The sequence below is a fragment of the Actinomadura meyerae genome, assembly GCF_900188445.1.
Classification (GTDB): Bacteria; Actinomycetota; Actinomycetes; order Streptosporangiales; family Streptosporangiaceae; genus Spirillospora; species Spirillospora meyerae.
The window spans coordinates 66,887-85,094 of record NZ_FZOR01000040.1; the positions used below are offsets into that span (position 1 = coordinate 66,887).

Annotated in this window: 12 protein-coding genes; all 12 read right to left on the minus strand. The window is 74.8% G+C overall.

The annotated features are described in order from the left end of the window. Positions 1-136: 136 nt before the first annotated feature. Positions 137-1,342: a cytochrome P450 gene (locus CHF16_RS31240; RefSeq protein WP_089329753.1), complete on the minus strand. Its 1,206-nt coding sequence runs from the start codon at positions 1,340-1,342 to the stop codon at positions 137-139. A gap of 48 nt (positions 1,343-1,390) precedes the next feature. After that, entirely contained in the window at positions 1,391-2,404 is a 1,014-nt protein-coding gene (locus CHF16_RS31245; protein WP_089329754.1) for an LLM class flavin-dependent oxidoreductase, read from the minus strand. After that, complete coding sequence (locus CHF16_RS31250) at positions 2,401-3,642, minus strand: amidohydrolase family protein (RefSeq protein WP_089329755.1); 1,242 nt, start codon at positions 3,640-3,642, stop codon at positions 2,401-2,403. Before CHF16_RS31250 ends, CHF16_RS31245 begins: the two co-directional genes overlap by 4 nt. Before the next feature lie 67 nt (positions 3,643-3,709). Beyond that, on the minus strand, positions 3,710-4,501 hold the full coding sequence (locus CHF16_RS31255; RefSeq protein ID WP_179271785.1) for an SDR family NAD(P)-dependent oxidoreductase: 792 nt from the start codon (positions 4,499-4,501) through the stop codon (positions 3,710-3,712). A 31-nt stretch (positions 4,502-4,532) separates the two neighbouring features. Then, positions 4,533-4,964, minus strand: coding sequence for a nuclear transport factor 2 family protein (locus CHF16_RS31260; protein ID WP_089329757.1), 432 nt, complete (start codon positions 4,962-4,964; stop codon positions 4,533-4,535). Positions 4,965-5,059: 95 nt separating this feature from the next. After that, complete coding sequence (locus tag CHF16_RS31265) at positions 5,060-6,529, minus strand: FAD-dependent monooxygenase (protein ID WP_089329758.1); 1,470 nt, start codon at positions 6,527-6,529, stop codon at positions 5,060-5,062. After that, a complete protein-coding gene (locus tag CHF16_RS31270; protein ID WP_179271786.1) occupies positions 6,526-6,783 on the minus strand; it encodes a ferredoxin in 258 nt (85 codons plus the stop codon). The genes CHF16_RS31265 and CHF16_RS31270 overlap by 4 nt, the downstream gene beginning before the upstream one ends. A 26-nt stretch (positions 6,784-6,809) precedes the next feature. After that, positions 6,810-8,039 carry a cytochrome P450 gene (locus CHF16_RS31275; RefSeq protein ID WP_245869582.1) on the minus strand — a complete coding sequence of 410 codons (1,230 nt, stop codon included), beginning with the start codon at positions 8,037-8,039 and terminating at the stop codon, positions 6,810-6,812. A 66-nt stretch (positions 8,040-8,105) separates the two neighbouring features. Continuing rightward, positions 8,106-8,693 (minus strand): TetR/AcrR family transcriptional regulator, encoded by a 588-nt coding sequence (locus CHF16_RS31280; protein WP_089329760.1) that lies wholly within the window; start codon positions 8,691-8,693, stop codon positions 8,106-8,108. A gap of 71 nt (positions 8,694-8,764) precedes the next feature. Continuing rightward, the gene (locus CHF16_RS31285) at positions 8,765-11,716 is read right to left on the minus strand and encodes a helix-turn-helix transcriptional regulator (RefSeq protein WP_179271787.1); all 2,952 of its coding nucleotides are present in this window, start codon (positions 11,714-11,716) and stop codon (positions 8,765-8,767) included. A 517-nt stretch (positions 11,717-12,233) separates the two neighbouring features. Next, complete coding sequence (locus CHF16_RS42095; RefSeq protein WP_089329762.1) at positions 12,234-15,464, minus strand: type I polyketide synthase; 3,231 nt, start codon at positions 15,462-15,464, stop codon at positions 12,234-12,236. A gap of 30 nt (positions 15,465-15,494) precedes the next feature. Continuing rightward, the coding region (locus tag CHF16_RS31295) for a type I polyketide synthase (RefSeq protein ID WP_143228184.1) at positions 15,495-18,208 on the minus strand (2,714 nt) is incomplete at its 5' end.

Below are 18,208 nucleotides of genomic sequence, written 5' to 3' on the forward strand. Positions count from 1 at the left end.
GAGACGTGGACGGATGGGCGCCGAGCTAAAACGGAGGAAAATTTCGTTTCTCGATGATACGGAATTCTCCTCCGTTTCGCAATCGGCCCGCGGCCCGGCCGGCCCGCCGCTCACCGGGTGCCGGCGGACGGCCGTTTCACCAGGTGACGGGAAGTTCGTGCACGCCGAAGACGAAGTCGTGGCGGGTGCGGTAGCCGATCTCGTCCTCGCCGACGGCGAGCCGCAGTCCGGGGAACCGGGTGAGCAGGCCGCGCAGCGCCGTCTCCAGTTCCGCCTTCGCCAGCGACCGCCCCAGGCACTGGTGGACGCCGTGCCCGAAGGCCAGGTGCGCGGAGGCGTCCCGCTCGACGTCCAGCCGGCCGGGCTCGGGGAACACCGACGGGTCGTGGTTGGCGGCCGGGAGGCTCACCTCGAAACCGTCGCCGCGCCCCATCGGGCAGCCGCCGATCTCGACGTCCCCGGTCACCAGCCGGACCACCCCGACCTGGGTGATCGACAGGAACCGCAGGAGCTCGTCGACCGCGCCGCTCCACAGCCCCGGGTCGGCCCGCAGCTTGGCCAGCTCGGCGGGCGCGGCCAGCAGCGCGAGCACCGACAGGGCGATCATCTGCGCGGTGGTCTCGTGCCCCGCCACCACCAGCAGCCGGGCCATCGCCACGAACTCCTCGTGCGACAGCTCGCCGGGAGCCACGTACCGCTCGGCGACCCGGCCCAGCAGGTTGTCCTCCGGTTCCGCCTCGTACCGGGCGGTGAGCTGGTCGAGGTAGGCGGTCAGCCGCCCGAACGCCTGCGCGGCGTCCGCCGGGTCGGCGGTCGAGGACGCGATGGTCTCGCTGACCGACTGGACCATCGCGCGGTCCCCGGCGGGGATGCCGAACAGCTCCGACACCACCCGCGAGGGCACCGCCATCGCGTACTCGCGCAGCAGGTCGAGCGGGGGCTCGCGGTCCGCCAGCTCGTCCAGCAGGCCCTCCACCTGCGCCTCGATGCGCGGCCGGAGCGCCTGCACCCGGCGGTGGGTGAACTCGGCGGTCACCATCCGGCGGAGCCGGCCGTGGTCCGGTTCGTCCATCTTCAGGAAGGACATCAGGTTGGGGCCGGGGATCAGCGGACCGACCCGGGGCAGGTCCGGGTCGGTCACGTCCGCGCTGGTGGCGGACTGGGCCAGGGCCGCCCGGACGTCGGCGTACCGGGTCAGCAGCCAGGGCGTGTGACCGTGCTCCAGCCTGATGCGGCCGGGGCCGTCCGCCCCCAGCCGGGCCAGCCCGGGGGAGGGGACGATCCGGTCCCGCCGATCCTGCGGATAGTCGGTGATCTCGGAGATCGCTTCGGTGTCGGTCATGTTGCCAACCCATCGGTGAGTGGTGCCGCGGCCGGACGCCGCGGCCGGTCAGGAGGACAGCACCTCGGCGAGGAGCTCGTAGGAGCGGACCCGCTCCTTGGGGTCGTGCACGGGCGTGAGGGCCATGAGCTCGTCGGCCCCGGTCTCCTCCAGCAGCCCGGCCGCCCTGCGCCGCAGGGTCTCCGGGCCGCCGATCAGGCTCGAGGCCAGCCGCTCGGCGACGAACTGCCTGGCGGCCGGGGGCCAGCGCAGCTCGGCGACCTGGTCGGGGCCGAGGTTGGGCGTGGCGCGGTTGCCGCTGAACAGGTTCAGCGTGACCTGCTTGAGCGGCAGGGACAGCCACTCGGCGCGCTCGTCGGTGTCGGCCCCGATCACCGAGGCGGCCACGATCGTGTAGGGCCGGTCGGACTCCCGCGACGGCCGGAACGACCGGCGGTAGACCTCGAGCGCGTCCGCGGCGCCCGACGGGTTGAAGTGGTGCGCGAAGGCGAACGGCAGGCCCCATTCACCGGCCAGCCGGGCACTGGAGGAGCTGGAGCCCAGCAGCCACATCGCGGGCCGGTTGCCGAGCGCGGGCACCGCCAGCGTGCGGTTGCCGCCGTCGGTCTCGCCGGGCTCGTCGAAGTACCGCCGCAGCTCGTCGACCTGCTGGGCGAAGAACTCCGGGCCGGCCTCCGGGGCGCGGCGCAGCGCCGCGGCGGTGGCCGGGTCGGTGCCGGGGGCGCGGCCGACTCCCAGGTCGATCCGGCCGGGATGAAACGCCTCCAGGGTGCCGAACTGCTCGGCCACGACGAGCGGCGCGTGGTTGGGCAGCATCACCCCGCCCGAACCGACGCGCAGCGTGGCGGTCGCCGCGGCGAGCCGTCCGATCAGGACGGCCGGGGCGCTGCTGGCGACGTTGGCGGTGTTGTGGTGCTCGGCGACCCAGTAGCGGGTGTAGCCCAGCTGGTCCACCGCGACGGCCAGTTCGAGGCTGTCGCGGAGGGCCTGGGCGGTCGACGCCCCCTGCCACACCGAGGAGGTGTCGAGAACGGACAGGGCAGGGGCGGATGCTCGGGTCATGCGTCGTTGCTCCTAACTGAGAGGGGTGGGATGGGTCTCCGGCCGGGAACGTGCGCGCGCCCCCGGACGACGACCAGTTCGGGGGCGCCCAGGACCGCGAGGTCCGCTCGGGGGTCTCCCTCGACGACCAGCAGGTCGGCGTCGGCGCCGGGCACGACGCGTCCGGTCCGGTGCCCCAGCCCGAGCGCCTCGGCCGCCCGGGTCGTGGCGATCTCCAGGACCTGCCCTCGGGGGATGCCGGCGCGCTCGAACCAGCGCAGTCCTTCGAGGTAGCCGTCCCAGGGGGAGTGCGGGATGCCCGCGTCGGTCCCCGCGACCAGCCGGACGCCGGACTCGTGCTCGTGGCGGATCAGGTCGAGCCAGGGGCGCAGCCGCTCCTCGCCCGCCAGCCGCCGGTTCCGTGTGATCACGGCGCTGAGCGTGGGGCACACCGCCACGCCGCGCGCGGCGATCGCGCCGATGAGCCCGGCCGGGGCGGCCGGGCCCGTGGCGCCGGGCCGGGAGGGCAGGAACGAGCAGTGCTCCAGGGTGTCGGCGCCCGCCTCCAGCGCGGCCGCGACCCCGTCGCCGCCGTGGACGTGCGCCGCGACCGGGCGGCCGAGCCGGTGCGCCTCCGCGACGACCGCCGCGATCTCGGCGGGCCGGAACTGCGTCTCCCAGGTCGGCGGTCCGGCGGGGGTGAGATTGCCGCCGGTGACCATGATCTTGATCAGGTCGGCGCCCGCCGCGGCGGTGCGCCGCACGGCCGCCCGCAGGTCGTCCGGCCCGGCCACCGCGCCGCCCAGGAACCAGCAGTGCCCCCCGGCCGGGGTGAGCGGCGGCCCGGCGGCCAGCAGCCGGGGACCGGGCACCGCGCCGGAGCCGATCAGGTCGCGGAGCCTGATCGCGATCCCGCCGCGGTCGCCCAGGTCGCGGACCGTGGTCACGCCGCAGTCCAGCAGCGTGAGCGCCCGCTCGGCCATCGCGGCCAGCAGGTCGTCGTCGGAGGTCGCGGCGAGGGCGCCGACCGGGTCGGGGCCGGCGTCGAACACGAGGTGCACATGGGCGTCGACGAGTCCGGGGAGCAGGGTGCGCCCCGGACGGTCGTCGACCGGGACGCCGGGCCCCGCGGCGGTGAGGACGTCCCGCCGGGGCCCGGACGCGACGATCCGCTCCCCGGCGACGAGGACCGCCCCGTCGGGGACCTCCTCGCCGTCGGGACCGGGGAGGAGGAGGTCGGCGGTGATGACGAATGCCACAGCGTCACGGCTCCCTGGAGGGTGAGGCCGGTCCGCCGCGCACGCCGGGTGTGCGGCGGAGCCGGGCTCACAGCATCGCGGCCCCGCCGTCGACGCCGAGGTAGGCGCCGGTGAGCTGGCCGGTCATGCCGGAGGCCAGCGCCAGGGCGACACCCGCGACGTCGTCGGTGGAGGACACCCGGCCGAGCGCGGCCTGCTTGCCGAACTCCGCGATCATGGCCTCCTGGTGCGGGCCCGCGTTGGCGTCGGTGGGGACCATCCCGGGCGCGAGCATGTTGACCCGGATGCCGTCGCCGCCCAGCTCGGCGGCCAGGACCCGGGCCAGCGAGTCCTGCGCGGACTTGGCGATGGTGATCTCCCCGGTGCCGCGCGGCGGGCGGCCCCGGGAGGAGGTCGCGCCGATGAAGACGATGCTCCCTCCCCCGCGCCGCCGCATCCCCGGCACGACCTCCCGGACCGGGTAGAGGGAGGCCGCGAGCTGGGTGTGGACCTGGTCGAGGATCTGCGGGGCGGCCACCACCGCGTCGGTCAGCCCGGCCCGGTACCGTTCCACCGCGTCGTCGGTCTGGCCGGCGGCGTTGCAGACCAGGACGTCGAAGTCGCCGAGGGCCGCGACCGCCTCCCGGACGGCGGCCGCGACCTGGTCGGGGTCGGCGGCGTCCGCGCCGACCGCCACCGCGGACGAGCCGGCGGCCTCGATGTCGCCCACCACGGACTTGGCGGCGTCGGCGTTGCGGTGGTAGTTCACCGCGACGGCCGCGCCGGCGGCGCCGAACCGGCGGGCGATCGCCGCGCCGATGCCGCGGCTGCCTCCGATGATCAGGGCCGTTCGCCCCTTCAGGAGCTGGGACTCGCTCACCTGGATGCTCCGTTCCTGACGGCCGGCCGGGTCACTTCGCGGAGGCGGCGATGAGCCACTCCACCGGCTCGGAGTAGTGGCGGTACAGCACGATCTCGCCGTTCCGGACGCGGACCAGTCCGAGGTACCGGGTGCGGTACTTGCCGCCGGTGGTGTTCACCGAGCCGAGCCCGTAGAACTCGGCGACGATCACCTCGGGGTCGGAGGTCTCGTAGATGTCGACCTCCTCGATGGACTCCAGCTTGAGCGGGGTGAGCCGCTGGCCCTCGATCAGGTAGTCGCTGATGGCCTTCTTGCCCTCCAGCCGGCGCGGCTGGCCCTCGGAGGAGAAGGGGACGTCGAGCACGCCGTCCTCGGCCCACAGCTCGCCGAAACCGGCCATGTCGATGTCCACCATGCACTGGAGAACGCGTTCGACGACGGCGCGCGGGCTCTGGGCGGTGTCCGTGGTGGTGTCGGCCATGGTGGTGCTCTCCTTCGGTCGGTACGTCCCGGGGGAACGCGGGGTGTTCTCGTGGCCACGGTGCAGGCCACGGGTAAAGGCGATCTTCAGGGCGCCTAAAGCCGTTCTGTGGCCCGCCGGTCGCCGAACCAGCGGCGCAGGGCGTTCTCCAGGCCGGCTCCGTCGGCCTTCTCGCAGGCATGGGCGACGTGGCCGTCCGGCCGGACGAGGAGTGCGGCCGCGTCGAGCTCCGCGGCGGGCGCGGCGGTGACGACGCGGACCCGGCCGTCCCAGCCGTCGAGGCCGGGGATCTCAAGGTCCCCGCCCGACAGGTCGAGCAGCAGCCCCCGGCCGTCCCGGAGCAGGTCGGCGGTGCTCGTGCCGCCCGCGTCCGTGGTGACGGGGACGTCCGGCAGCGGCAGCCCGGTGAGGGGGTGCCCGCCTCCGTCCGGCATCGGGTACCGGGTCGAGGTGGTGAACCCCAGCAGGTGCCGGTTGACCTCGTCGAAGCGGAGCAACTCGGCCAGGACCGCGCGGACCGGCTCCATCCGGTCCAGCGGATGCATCAGCGCCATGCTCGCCTGGGCGTGCAGGTACATCCGCTCGCCGACGGGGCGGCGTTCGGCCTCGTAGGTGTCGAGCAGCCCGGCGGGCGCGGTGCCGTCGATCTCGGCGGCGAGCTTCCAGCCCAGGTTGACCGCGTCGTGGACACCCGTGTTGAGCCCCTGGGTGCCCGAGATGAACAGGTGGTGCGCGGCGTCCCCGGCGACCAGGATCCGGCCCGCGCGGTACCGTTCGGCCAGCCGGTTCGGGCCGCCGAACCGGGACAGCCATCTCGCTTCGCCGACCTCGACGTCGCGGCCGGCGACGCGTTTCACCGCGGCCAGCAGCTCCTCGACCGTCACCGGCTCCTCGGGACCGGACGGATCCGCGCCGAACTCGATCGTCATCAGGCGGATCATGCCGGGTTCGAGGGGCAGCGCCCCGAAGAGGCCCGCCTGACCGAGATCCTGCTCGAACAGCTCCCCTCCGGCGGGGACCGCCACGTCCCCCAGCAGACCGAGGTAGGTCGGGCCGTCGCCGTCGAAGCGGATGCCCGCCAGGTCGCGCACCGTGCTCCCGGGCCCGTCGCAGCCGACGAGGTACGCGGCGCGGAGCCGGTCGGCGCCGCCGGCGGACTCGACGGTGACGGTGACGCCGGTCTCGTCCTGCTCGGCGCCGGTCACGCGGCACTCGTACCGGAACTCCGCTCCCAGTTCGGCGGCGCGCTCCGCGAGGAGCCGTTCGGTCCGCCACTGGGGGTAGGCGGTGGTGAGGTCCTCCGCGCCGACCGTGTCGAGGTCGAGCCAGAGGAAGGCGAACGGGGTCCGCGGCCAGACGAAGGTGTCCTCCTCGCGGATGCGCTCGGTGAGCCCGCGCTTCCGGAAGATCTCGAGGGTGCGGCCGTGGACCGCCATGCCGTTCGACCGCTCGGGCCGTTCGCCCTGCGGGTCGACGACCACGACCGGAACGCCGGCCAGCCTCAGCTCGCAGGCGAGCATGAGCCCGGTCGGGCCTGCTCCGGCGATGACGACGGTGCGGGTCACGGGTCCTCCGTCTCGGTTCGGTTCTCGGGGCGTCGGGTCCGGGCGGGCGGGTGCCCGCCGTCGCGTCGCCCGGCGAGCCGGAGGGCCCCCGACGGGCACGCCTCCACCGCCGTCCGGACGGCGTCGAGGTCGCGCTCGGCGATGTCGCGGCGCAGGACCACCAGGCCGGCGTCGTCGTCCTGGTCGAACAGCTCGGGCGCGTGCAGGACGCACTGGCCGGCGCCGATGCATTCCGCGCGGTCCAGGACCAGCATCCCGTCCGGTCCTCTCCGGATGGCGGTCACCATGCGACCGGCAGGGCGTGCAGGCCGTAGACGACCGAGTCGTTCTTGAACGACAGGCCGGCCGGGTCGGTGTCCAGGCGCAGCTTCGGGAACCGCCGGAACAGGCTCTCCAGGACGATCTCCAGTTCGACCCGGGCGAGGTTCTGCCCGATGCACTGGTGCACCCCGAACCCGAAGGCGACGTGCGGCTGGTCGGCCCGCCCGATGTCGAACTCCTCGGGGTCGGTGAAGGCGTCCCGGTCGCGGTTGGCCGCGCCGACCAGCGCGTAGATCCCGTCCCCGGCGCGGATGCGCTGTCCACCGATCTCGACGTCCTCGACGGCGGCGCGCGCGGCGGCCAGGTCGCCGATGCTGAAGTAGCGCAGCAGCTCCTCGACCGCGTGGGGCCAGCGGGCGGCGTCCTCGCGGAGCTCGGCGACCAGCTCGGGCCGGTCCAGCAGCAGCAGGGTGCTCAGGGAGATCATGTTGGCGGTGGTCTCGTGCCCGGCGTTGAGCAGGGCCTGCGCCGTGGCGACGATCCGGTCCGCCTGCCCGCCCTCGGAGTCGACCGCCGCCAGCGTGCTCAGGATGTCCTCGCCCGGGTCGCGGCGCTTGCTCTCCAGCAGCTCGCCCAGGTAGCCGCGCAGCTCGCCCATCGCGGTGAGCACCTCGTGCGGGGTGCTGGTCCGGCGCAGCGGGATCTCCGCGCGTTCCTGGAAGAACTCGTGGTCGGCGTAGGGCACGCCGAGCAGGTCGCAGATCACCAGCGACGGGACCGGCAGCGCCAGCGTCCGCACCAGGTCGGTGGGCGGCCCGATCTCGCCCATGTCGTCCAGCGTGCGGTCGACGATCTCCTGGATCCGGGGGCGCAGGTTCCGCACCTGCCGCACCGTGAACCTCGGCAGCAGCAGCTTGCGGTAGGTGGTGTGCTCGGGCGGGTCGGTGCGGAAGTACGGCACCGGGATGCCCGCGGGCAGCGGGGGGAGGCCGCCGGGCACCGGGCATCCGGGGGTGCGCAGGTCGGCGGAGACCCCCGGGTGGGTGAGCGTCGTGCGGACGTCGTCGTAGCGGGTGACGAGCCACACCTGCCGGCCGTCGGCGAGCCGTGCCCGCGCCACCGGCTCCTCGGTCCGGAGCCGCTCGTACTCGGCGGGCAGGCCGAACGGGCACGAGGACGGGCGCGGCATCGGGAAGCGGAGCCGGTCGTCGGCCTCGCCGGCCGGCGGACGGTGGGAAAGGTCCGTCATGCGGTCCCCCGAATCGGGAGGGGCAGTGGGGCCGTTCCACCGTGACGGACCGGATTAAAGCGCGTCTTAAGCGGCGGGGTCCCGCGGGCGGAGACCGTCCAGGAGCAGGTCGAGCAGCCGGGCGGCCTCCCGCGGCTGCGGACCGGCGGTCACCGCGACGGCCGTGACGAGCCGGAGCAGGTCGGCCATGTCGAGATCGGCGCGAATCCTGCCGTCGAGCTGGGCGCGCGCCAGCAGCTCGGCCCCGCCGTCCTGCATGGCCGAGCAGGACGCGGCGAGCGGGGAGTCCTGGTCGCGCAGCCCGGACATGATCGACAGCGCCAGCCCGCGGTACCGGGTGGAGTGCGTGATGTAGGCGTGCAGCCAGTCCACCAGCGCGGCGTCGGAGTCCTCCTGCCCGGCCAGCTCCCTGGCCCGGCTGCCGAGCGCGATGAAGCGGTCGGAGAGCATCGCCTCCAGCAGGGCCTCCTGGGAGGGGAAGTGCCGGTAGATCGTGGCGACGCCGAGGCCGGCGTGCCGGGCGACCTCCTCGAGGGAGACGTCGGTGCCCCGCTCGTCGTACATGTGCCGGGCCGAGGCCAGGAGCAGGTCCCGGTTCCGCCGCGCATCCCTGCGGGCGCCGGGCACGGGGGTCGCCGATCTCCGCTCCGCCATGACCTCGCCTCGGGCGGACCGACCGCCCCCCGTTCCGGCCGCCCACGGGAACGGGGGGATCCCTGTCGTTCTCACCGTACCGCTCCGGAGCCGCGGCCCCCGTCGGTGGCGTGCGGGTACCGCCGGCCCCGGTCCGCGCGATGCATGATCTTGATGAGCATGCTCCGCGAGCTGATGTTGAGCTTGCGGTACACGCGGTTGAGGTGCACCTCCACGGTGCGCGGGCTCAGCGACAGCTCCTCGGCGATCTCCTTGGTGCGCAGCCCGCTGCCGGTGATCGCCGCGATCTCCCGCTCCCGGTTGGTGAGCACCGACAGGTCGACGGCCGGGAGCGGCGCGTCGGCCGGTCCGGCGGTCACCGCGGACCCGGCGGCCCGTTCCAGCGTCTCGACCTCCCGCATCACCCGCCACCCGTCGCACCGGCGGGCGAGCTCGCGGGCCAGGGACAGCGGGGGCAGCGCCCGCTCGGGATCACCGAGTTCGATGAGGTTGCGCGCCACGACGGTCAGCGCGCACGCCTTGGCGTGCGACATCCCGGCCGAGGCGAAGCGGTCCGCCGCGCGCTGGGCGTGCGCGGCGGCGGAGGCCGGGTCTCCCGCCGCGGTGCGCTCCAGCCCGCGGGCCAGGTTCGCGTACGCCTCGGGCACGGGCAGCTTCGAGGTGGCCGCGCGTTCGGCGCGCTCGGCCCAGTCCCGGGCCTGCTCTCCGGCCTCGACGCCACTGGTGATGATCATGGTGTAGCACTGCGGGCGCAGGAAGGGCGGGATGGCGGGGAGGTCGGGCCCGCCTCCCGCCTCCAGCAGGACGCTGTAGGCGCGCCTCGGGTCGCCGGTCAGGTGGCAGACGTTGGACAGCACCACCGCGCCCGCGATCTCCCAGTAGAAGCGCTGCTCGCTGAGGACCGTGACGGCCTGCTCGGCGAGCCGGACGGCCTCGCCGGCCTCGTCGGGCTCACCGGTCCACGCGGTGGTGAAGGCCTCCAGCGCCAGCGCGAGACCGCGGACGTGGTTCAGGCGCATCTCCTCCGCCAGTTCGCGCGCCTTACGGGCGAGCCGCGCCGCCTCCTTCAGGCTCCGGGAGTGCCGGTGCACGTTGCCCAGGCCGAGGAGCAGGACCGGCAGAAGGAACCGCTGGCCGTGGTTGCGCGCGATGTCGACGCCCCGGGAGAAGTGCCGTTCGGCGCGCGAGTAGCGGCCGACCATCGACTCGGCCCAGCCGAGCAGGCCGAGGTACTCCGGATGCCGGACCAGGTCGGAGTCGGACAGTTCGTCGATCAGCAGGGCGGCGCGTTCGATCTCCCCGCTCGCGTTGGGCAGCCCGTTGAAGGTGTCGCAGAGCCCGTTCAGGATGACGGCCCCCGCCTCCGACAGCCGGTCGTGGTGGCGGCGCGCGATGGAGATCGCCATCCGGACCTGGTCGCAGGACGGCGGGTGGCCGTCGAACGCGCTGATCAGCCCGTGCTCGATCAGCAGGTCGGCGGTCTCGGGCGGCGGGTTGTCGGCCGCGAGCAGCTCGGAGACCGTCCGCGACAGCACGGCCCTGGCCTCGGTGAAGTTGCCCAGCAGGCACTCCACGATCGCGGCGAAGGCGATCGCGGAGGGCAGCGCGCTGTCGCCGGCCTCGACCTGCTGGATGGCCTGGTGGAGCAGCCCGCGGCTCTCGTCCAGCCGGCCGCTCAGCCCCAGCGCCTTGGTCTGCAGGAGCAGCAGCCGGATGCCGGTCTCCGACGACCGCTCCTCGGCCGGCAGCTCGGCCACGGCGATCTTCAGCCAGCGCGCGGCGAGGTCGGGAGCGGTCCGCAGCGCCTCCTCGGCCGCGCTGGCGAGGATGTTCGCGTGCTCGGCGCTCGCGGGGCCGAGAGAACGTTCCACAAAGGGCGCGAGTTCCGACGGGGGGACGCCGCGTTCCATCAGGGTCCGCAGCGTCGTGTGGTGGGCCCCGAGCAGCCATGCGGAATCCGAAAGCGAGTACGCGACGCGGCGGAGGACCGGATGGCGGAATGCGAAATTGGCCTTGCCCGGGACGGCGCGGAGCAGGTCGCGGGCGAGCAGCGAGGTGACGGCCTCTTTCACCACGGTGGCGTCGAAACCCGTGAGGGTCATGAGTGACTTGATGTCGGAATGCCCGTCAAGGACGGCCGCGGCGGCCGCGATGAGAAAGTCGCGTTCGCCCAGGGCGGCCAGTTCCCCGCGCAGCAGGCCGGCTATCTTCGGGGGCAGGCAGCGGGGGCCGTCGGCGGCGACGGCGCCGAGGCCGTCGTCCGGCTCGCCGCCCAGGACCGCGTGGGCCAGCACGATGAGGTAGAGGGGGATCCCCTCGCTCTCCCGGTGCAGCGCGGCCAGCCGCGGGTCGTCGGGGAGCAGGCCCAGCAGTTCGGCGGACTGCTCGAGCGACAGCGGGCTGAGCTCGATCCGGGTGATGGTGCCGAGTTCGCCGGCGTGCGCGAAGGTGCTCAGCAGCCGGGGCGGGGTCTGCCGGGGACGGTGCGTGATCACCAGGAGCGGCTGGTCGGCTCCGGGATGCCGGACCAGGTGGTCGATGAGCTCGGCCGAGGCCAGGTCGGCCCAGTGGAAGTCCTCGAAGATGATGAGCGGCTTGGTCGCCGCGGGGGAGCAGAGCAGGGCCCACAGCGCCGCGGCCGCGCGGTGGAACTCCCAGGTCGTGCCCGGCTTGTCGGCGGGGCACGGGAGGCGGGCCCGCGCGATCATCTGCTCGATCAGCGCCCGGTCGTCGGCGGGCAGTGCGGCGGTGGCCTCGCGAAAGGGCTGGGTGCCGAGCAACTGGGCCAGGCAGTAGTAGGGCAGCTGCCGCTCGAACTCGGTGCAGCGGATGTGGGTGACCGGGATCCCCCGGCGGCGGGCCTCCTTCATCATCTCGCCCAGCAGCCGGGTCTTGCCGCTTCCCGGGTCTCCGGAGAGTTCGATGATCCGGCCCTTGCCGGCGTCGAGGGCGGCGAGTGCCCGCCGGGTCTCGGCGGGTCTGACGGTGTCTGCGGACTCTTCCCAACGACCGGCGAAACTCATGGAGCCTGCCCCTTTCGGTCGACGCTGGATCTCCTGCCGTTCGCGAGGTGGGATGTCGGGCTTTCGGATGGCCGGCGCGACTCCTTGTAACGGATCTTCCTGACTTACTGAATCTCGCTGTCCGGAAATTGACAGGCGACGCCGTCTCCTTTTCGGGTTCAGGTCGCTGCGCATCCCCGAATTTCGTTGTCGAAGCAACCTCGATCGTAGCCCTTGCGGGCCCGGTTTCTACCGATTGTGCCGCATTCTGATCGTGGCCCGAGGTCGCGGTGGCGGTAGCGGTTCGTGCATGATTCGTCGCTTTCCGTCGCCGAGCGTGCGATGCGGCGGCTCTTGCCTGGCATGATTCGGAGGTGTCCGGCGGGCGGCCGGACGGCTCGGGGCCGGGCGGGCGCAGATCCGGCGACGGTGACCACTTCCGGCAATACCAACTCTTCCAGTAGGAGATATGGAGATGGTATGCGGCGGCGGCGCACCGGTCGGGTGCGCCGCCGCCTCGGCCTCTCGTTCGCGCAGGTCAGCCCGCTGAGAGCGCATCGAGTAGGTGGTCGGCCAGCAGGGCGGGCGTCGGGTGGTCGAAGGCCGCGACCGGGTCCAGCCGCAGGCCGGTCACCGCGCACAGCCGGTTGCGCAGTTCGAGCGCGGTGAGGGAGCTGAACCCGAGTGCGAGGAACTCCTGGTCGTCGGCGACCTCGGCATCGGGGCCGAGCCCGAGCACCGCGGCGGCGTGCGTGCGCACCAGCTCCGCCACGACCCGCGCGCGCCCGGCCGGTTCGGTCTCCCCGGCCAGCCGGTCCCGGAACTCGGCGGCCGCCTCGGCGTCCGGGGCGGGCGAGGCGTCGGCCTCGGCGAACGGGAGCGCCGGGGGGACGGGCCGGTGCCGGTCCCACCACCCGGCCAGGACGGGCAGCAGCCCGGCCAGGGCGTCCTTGCGGTCGGCGGGGAGGTCGAGGGCGTCGGTGAGCCAGGCGATGTCGGACGTCCGCACCGCCTCCCAGAACGCCGCCTGCGCCCCGGTCGCCGCTCCCTCGGCGGCGTCGAGCCAGTAGCGCCGGCGCTGGAAGGCGTAGGTCGGGAGGTCCACGAGCCGTGCCCCGGCGTAGACGCGGCCCCAGTCCGGGCGGACGCCGCGGGTGAACGCGGTCGCCAACGCGAGCATCACCGCGCGCCGGTCGGGCCGGTCGCGCCGGACCGCCGGGACGCAGGCCCCCTCCGGCAGCGTCGGCTGCGCCATCGGGGTGAGGACGGCGTCCGGCCCGATCTCGATCGCGGTGGTCACGCCTTCGGCGGCCAGCGTCCGGACGCCGTCGTGGAACCGGACGGTCTCCCGGATGTGCCGCGTCCAGTAGTCCGGTGACCGCAGGTCGCCGGGGTCGGCGATCCGTCCGGTGAGGTTCGAGACCAGGGGGATGGACGGGGCGTGGAACCGCACGCCCCGCGCCGCCTCCCGGAACTCCTCCAGGATCGGGTCCATGTGCGGGGAGTGGAAGGCGTGGCTGACGCGCAGCCGCTTGGCCCGGTGCCCGCGCTCCCTCCACTCCCGGGCGAACGCGGCGACCGGCCCGGCGTCCCCCGAGACGACCGTCGAGTCCGGCCCGTTCACGGCGGCGATCGACACCCCGGGAGGGAGTTCCGGCGCGATGTCGTCCGCCGCCGCCCGCAGGGAGACCATCGCCCCGTCCGTGCGGGCGGCCTGCATCAGCCGGCCGCGCGCGGCCACCAGCCGGGCCGCGTCCGGAAGGTCGAGCACGCCCGCGACGTGGGCGGCGGCCAGCTCGCCGACCGAGTGCCCGATGACCAGGTCGGGCCGCAGGCCCCATGACGCGAAGAGGCGGTACAGCGCGGTCTCGAACGCGAACAGCGCGGCCTGGGCGTGGCAGGTCTCGTCGATCGGGCCGTCCGCCGCGAACATCACCTCCTTGACCGGACGCTCCAGGTGCGGGTCGAGGCACGCCGCCGCCTCGTCCAGCGCGGCGGCGAAGACGGGATGCGCCTCGTGCAGTTCGCGTCCCATGCCGGGGCGCTGGCTGCCCTGGCCGGAGAACAGGAACGCCGTCCGGCCGGGGCCCGCCGAGCCCCGCACCACGTCGGGCGAGATCTCACCCGCGGCCAGTCCCGCCAGGGCGTCCATGAGGTCGCCGGCGGTGCTCCCCAGCACGACCGCACGGTGCTCGAACGCGGTGCGCGACGTCGCGAGGGAACGGCCGACGTCGGCGGCGGCCGTCACCGGGCCACCGGCGAGATGGTCGTGGAGGCGTGCGGCCTGAGCGCGCAGCGCGGTCTCGCTCCTGGCGGACAGCACCCACGGCACCGGCACCGGCACCGCCGTCTCCGCGGAGGCGGCGGCGTCCTCCGCGGGGGCCTCCTCCAGGATCAGGTGGGCGTTGGTGCCGCTGATGCCGAACGAGGAGACGCCCGCGCGGCGCGGCCGGCCGGGATCCTCCCAGGGGACTGGTTCGGTGAGCAGCCGGACCGCGCCGGAGTTCCAGTCGACGTGGGGTGTGGGTTCGTCGGCGTGCAGGGTCGGGGGGAGGAGGGCGTGCCGCATCGCCATGATCATTTTGATGGTTCCGGCGGCTCCGGCGGCGGCCTGGGTGTGGCCGATGTTGGATTTGATCGAGCCGAGCCACAGGGGTGTGTCGCGGTCCTGTCCGTAGGCGGTGAGGAGTGCCTGGGCCTCGATCGGGTCGCCGAGCGTGGTGCCGGTGCCGTGCGCCTCGACGGCGTCCACGTCGCCGGGTCCAAGGCCCGCGTCGGCGAGCGCGGCGCGGATGACCCGCTGCTGCGCCGGGCCGTTCGGCGCGGTCAGCCCGTTGCTCGCGCCGTCCTGGTTGACCGCCGACCCCCTGATGACGGCGAGGACGGGATGCCCCTCGCGCCGTGCGTCCGACAGGCGTTCGAGCAGCAGCAGGCCCGCGCCCTCACCGAACCCGGTGCCGTCGGCCGCCGCGCCGAACGAGCGGCAGCGGCCGTCCGGCGACAGGCCGCGCTGCCGGCTGAACTCCACGAACAGCGACGGCGTCGACATGACGGTGACGCCGCCCGCCAGCGCGAGGTCGCAGTCGCCGTTCTGGAGCGCCCGCGCGGCCAGGTGCAGCGCCACCAGTGACGACGAGCAGGCCGTGTCGACGGTGACGGCCGGGCCTTCGAGGCCGAGCGTGTAGGCGATCCGCCCGGACGCGACGCTGCCCGCGCCGCCGTTGCCGAGGAAGCCCTCGAGCTCCTGCGGGACGCTGCGGAGCCGGTGCGCGTGATCTCCGTACATCACCCCGGCGAACACGCCCGTCCGGCTCCCGCGCAGCGAGCGCGGATCGATCCGGGCCCGCTCCACGGCCTCCCACGCGGTCTCCAGCAGCAGCCGCTGCTGCGGGTCGGTGGCGAGCGCCTCGCGCGGGCCCAACCCGAAGAACCCCGCGTCGAAGTCGAGCGCGTCGTGCAGGAACGCGCCCCGCCGCGTGGACGACTTCCCCGGCGCGTCCGGATCGGGGTCGTACAGTTCCGCCACGTCCCAGCCCCGGTCGCCGGGGAAGTCGCCGACGGCGTCGGTCCCGGACGCGACGAGCCGCCACAGGTCCTCCGGCGACGCGGCGCCGCCGGGGTAGCGGCAGGCCATGGCGACGACCGCGACCGGCTCGCCGCCGCCCGCCTCCAGTTCCGCCACCCGGCGGCGGGCCTGCCGGAGATCGGCCGTGACCCACCTCAGGTACTCCAGCAGCCGGTCCTTCTCCTGCTCGGCGGCGTTGGCCATGGCGCGTGCTCCTCCAGTGACGGGGGCGGGTCATGCGGACGACCGGCCCAGATCCCGGTCGATGAACTCGAACAGCTCCTCCGCCGTCGCGGCGTGCAGCTCGTCGGACCGGTCGGCCGCCGCCGGCGAGCCGGCTCCGACGCCCTCCAGCAGCGCCCGCAGCCGCCGCCCGACGCCGAGCCGGGCCGCCGCCTCGCCGTCGAGCCCGGCCAGCGCCGCCTCCAGCCGGTCCAGCTCCGCGAGCACCGGCTCCGGCGGCACGGCCCGCTCGGCGATCGCCTCCACCAGGTGCGCGGCGAGCGCGACGGGCGTCGGATGGTCGAACACCAGCGTGGCCGTGAGCCGCACCCCGGCGGCGGCCGCCAGCCGGTTCCGCAGCTCGACCGCCGTCAGCGAGTCGAACCCGAGGTCCTTGAACGCCGCCTCGGCGTCGACCGACGCGGGCGTCGCGTGCCCGAGGACCGCCGCGACCTCCGCGCGGACGACGTCCAGGGCGAGCCGGGCGCGGTCGCCGGGCGCCAGGTTCGCCAGCCGGTCCGCCAGCGGCCGGCCGGCCCGGCCCGGCCCGCGGCGGCGTTCCGGAGGCCGGACCAGGCCGCGCAGCACCGGCGGCAGCGCCCCGGCCTCGGCCTGCCTGCGCAGCGCGGGCAGATCCAGCCGCGCGGCCGTGACCACCGGCTCCCCGAGCGCGAGAGCAGCGTCGAACGACGCCAGGCCCTCGTCGTCGGCGAGGGGCAGCAGCCCGCCGCGCCGCACGCGGGACAGGTCGGCGTCCGCCAGCGCGCCGGTCATCGCGCCCGTGCGCTCCCACAGGCCCCACGCGATCGAGGTCGCGGGCAGGCCGTCGGCGGTACGGCGGCGGGCCAGCGCGTCGAGGGCGGCGTTGGCGGCCGCGTACGCCCCCTGCCCGGCGGTGCCGAGCTGCCCGGCCGCCGACGAGAACAGCACGAAGGCTTCCGGCCGCAGGTCGCGGGTCAGCTCGTCCAGGTTCCGCGCGGCGTCCACCTTGGGCCGCAGCACCCGGTCCAGCCGGTCCTCGGTGAGCGTGCCGAGGGTCGCGTCCTCCAGCACCCCGGCGGCGTGCACGACCGCGAGCAGCGGATGCTCCGCCGGGATCGCGTCGAGCAGTCCCGCGAGCGCGTCCCGGTCGGCGGCGTCGCAGGCCGCGATCGTCACCTCGGCGCCCAGCTCGGTCAGCTCCGCCCGCAGCCCGGCGGCGCCCGGCGCGTCCGGGCCGCCGCGGCTGACCAGCAGCAGCCGCCGCACCCCGTGCCCGCGCACCAGCCGGCGCGCCACCAGACCGCCGAGCGCCCCCGTGCCGCCGGTGATCAGGACCGTCCCGTCCCGGGGCTCCGGCGCGGAGCGCGGCGGTGCCGGAGCGCGCGGGACCAGCCGGGGCACTTCCCACGCTCCCGCCCGGATCCGCAGCTGCGGCTCACCCGTGGCCAGCGCCGCCCGCAGCGTTTCCTCGTCGGTCTCCTCGGTCTCGCCGTCGAGGAGGACGATCCGGCCCGGTTCCTCGGCCTGCGCCGAGCGCGCCAGCCCCCACGCGGCCGCCGAGGCCGGGTCGGTGTCGGCGGCGCGCGTCTCCACCACCAGCGCGGCGTCGGCGAACCGGGGATCGGCGAGCCGGTCGCGGAGGAAATCGAGGAGGGCGCGGGCCGCCCCGCGCGGATCGCCGGACGTCACCCGGTGGCGATCGATCACGGACGGGACGGCGGTGCGCGCGACCTCCGGGGCCGGAACCCACTCCGGCGCGTACAGGAGCCGCTCGCCGCCGATCCGGCCCGGATCGAAGGGACGCGTGCTGAGCGAGTCCGCGGTCGCCACGGGGCGGCCGTCCTGATCGTCGATCACCAGCGAGACCGACCCTTCCCCGCGCGGGGAGAGCCGCACGCGGAGCGCGGCCGGCGCGCCGGAACCGTGCCAGGACAGGCCGTTCCACGCGAACGGCAGCCGCAGTGCCCCGTCGTCCCCCGCCCCGGCCAGCCCCGCCGCGTGCAGCGCGGCGTCCAGCAGGGCCGGATGCAGTGCGAAACCGTCCGTCTCCGTGCCGTCGGGGAGCGCGACCTCGGCGAAGACGTCCTCCCCGACCCGCCAGGCCGCGCGCAGCCCCTGGAACAGGGGCCCGTAGTCGTAGCCGCGTTCGGCGAGCTCGTCGTAACGGGTGGCGACCTCGATCTCGGACGCGCCGGGCGGCGGCCACGTCAACGCCTCGGCGCGGTGCGCGGCGGCGCGGCCGAGGAGCCCCTCGGCGTGCCGCGTCCACTCGCCGTCCTCCGACCTGGAATGCACCGAGACCGGGCGGCGGCCGTCCTCGCCGGCCTCACCCACCGCGACCTGGAGCCCGACCCCGCCGGCGGCGGGGACGACCAGCGGCGCTTCGAGCGTCAACTCCTCCACCCGGTCCAGCCCGGCGTGCTCACCCGCGTGCAGCGCGAGATCGAGGAACGCGGTGCCGGGGAGGACGACCGTTCCGGTGACGGCGTGGTCGGCGAGCCAGGGATGGGTGTCGAGCCCGATGCGGCCGGTCAGCAGCAGCCCGTCCGACTCCGGCCGCTCCACCACCGCGCTCAACAGCGGATGCGCCGCCGCCCCGAGCCCGGCCGACGCCGCGTCGGCGGCCCGGCGAGGTGCCCCGACCCAGTACCGCTGGTGTTGGAAGGGGTAGGTGGGGAGGTTGGTGTGGTGTCCGGGGATGTGCCAGGGGATGGTGAGTCCGTTGGTGTGGGCGTGGGCGAGTG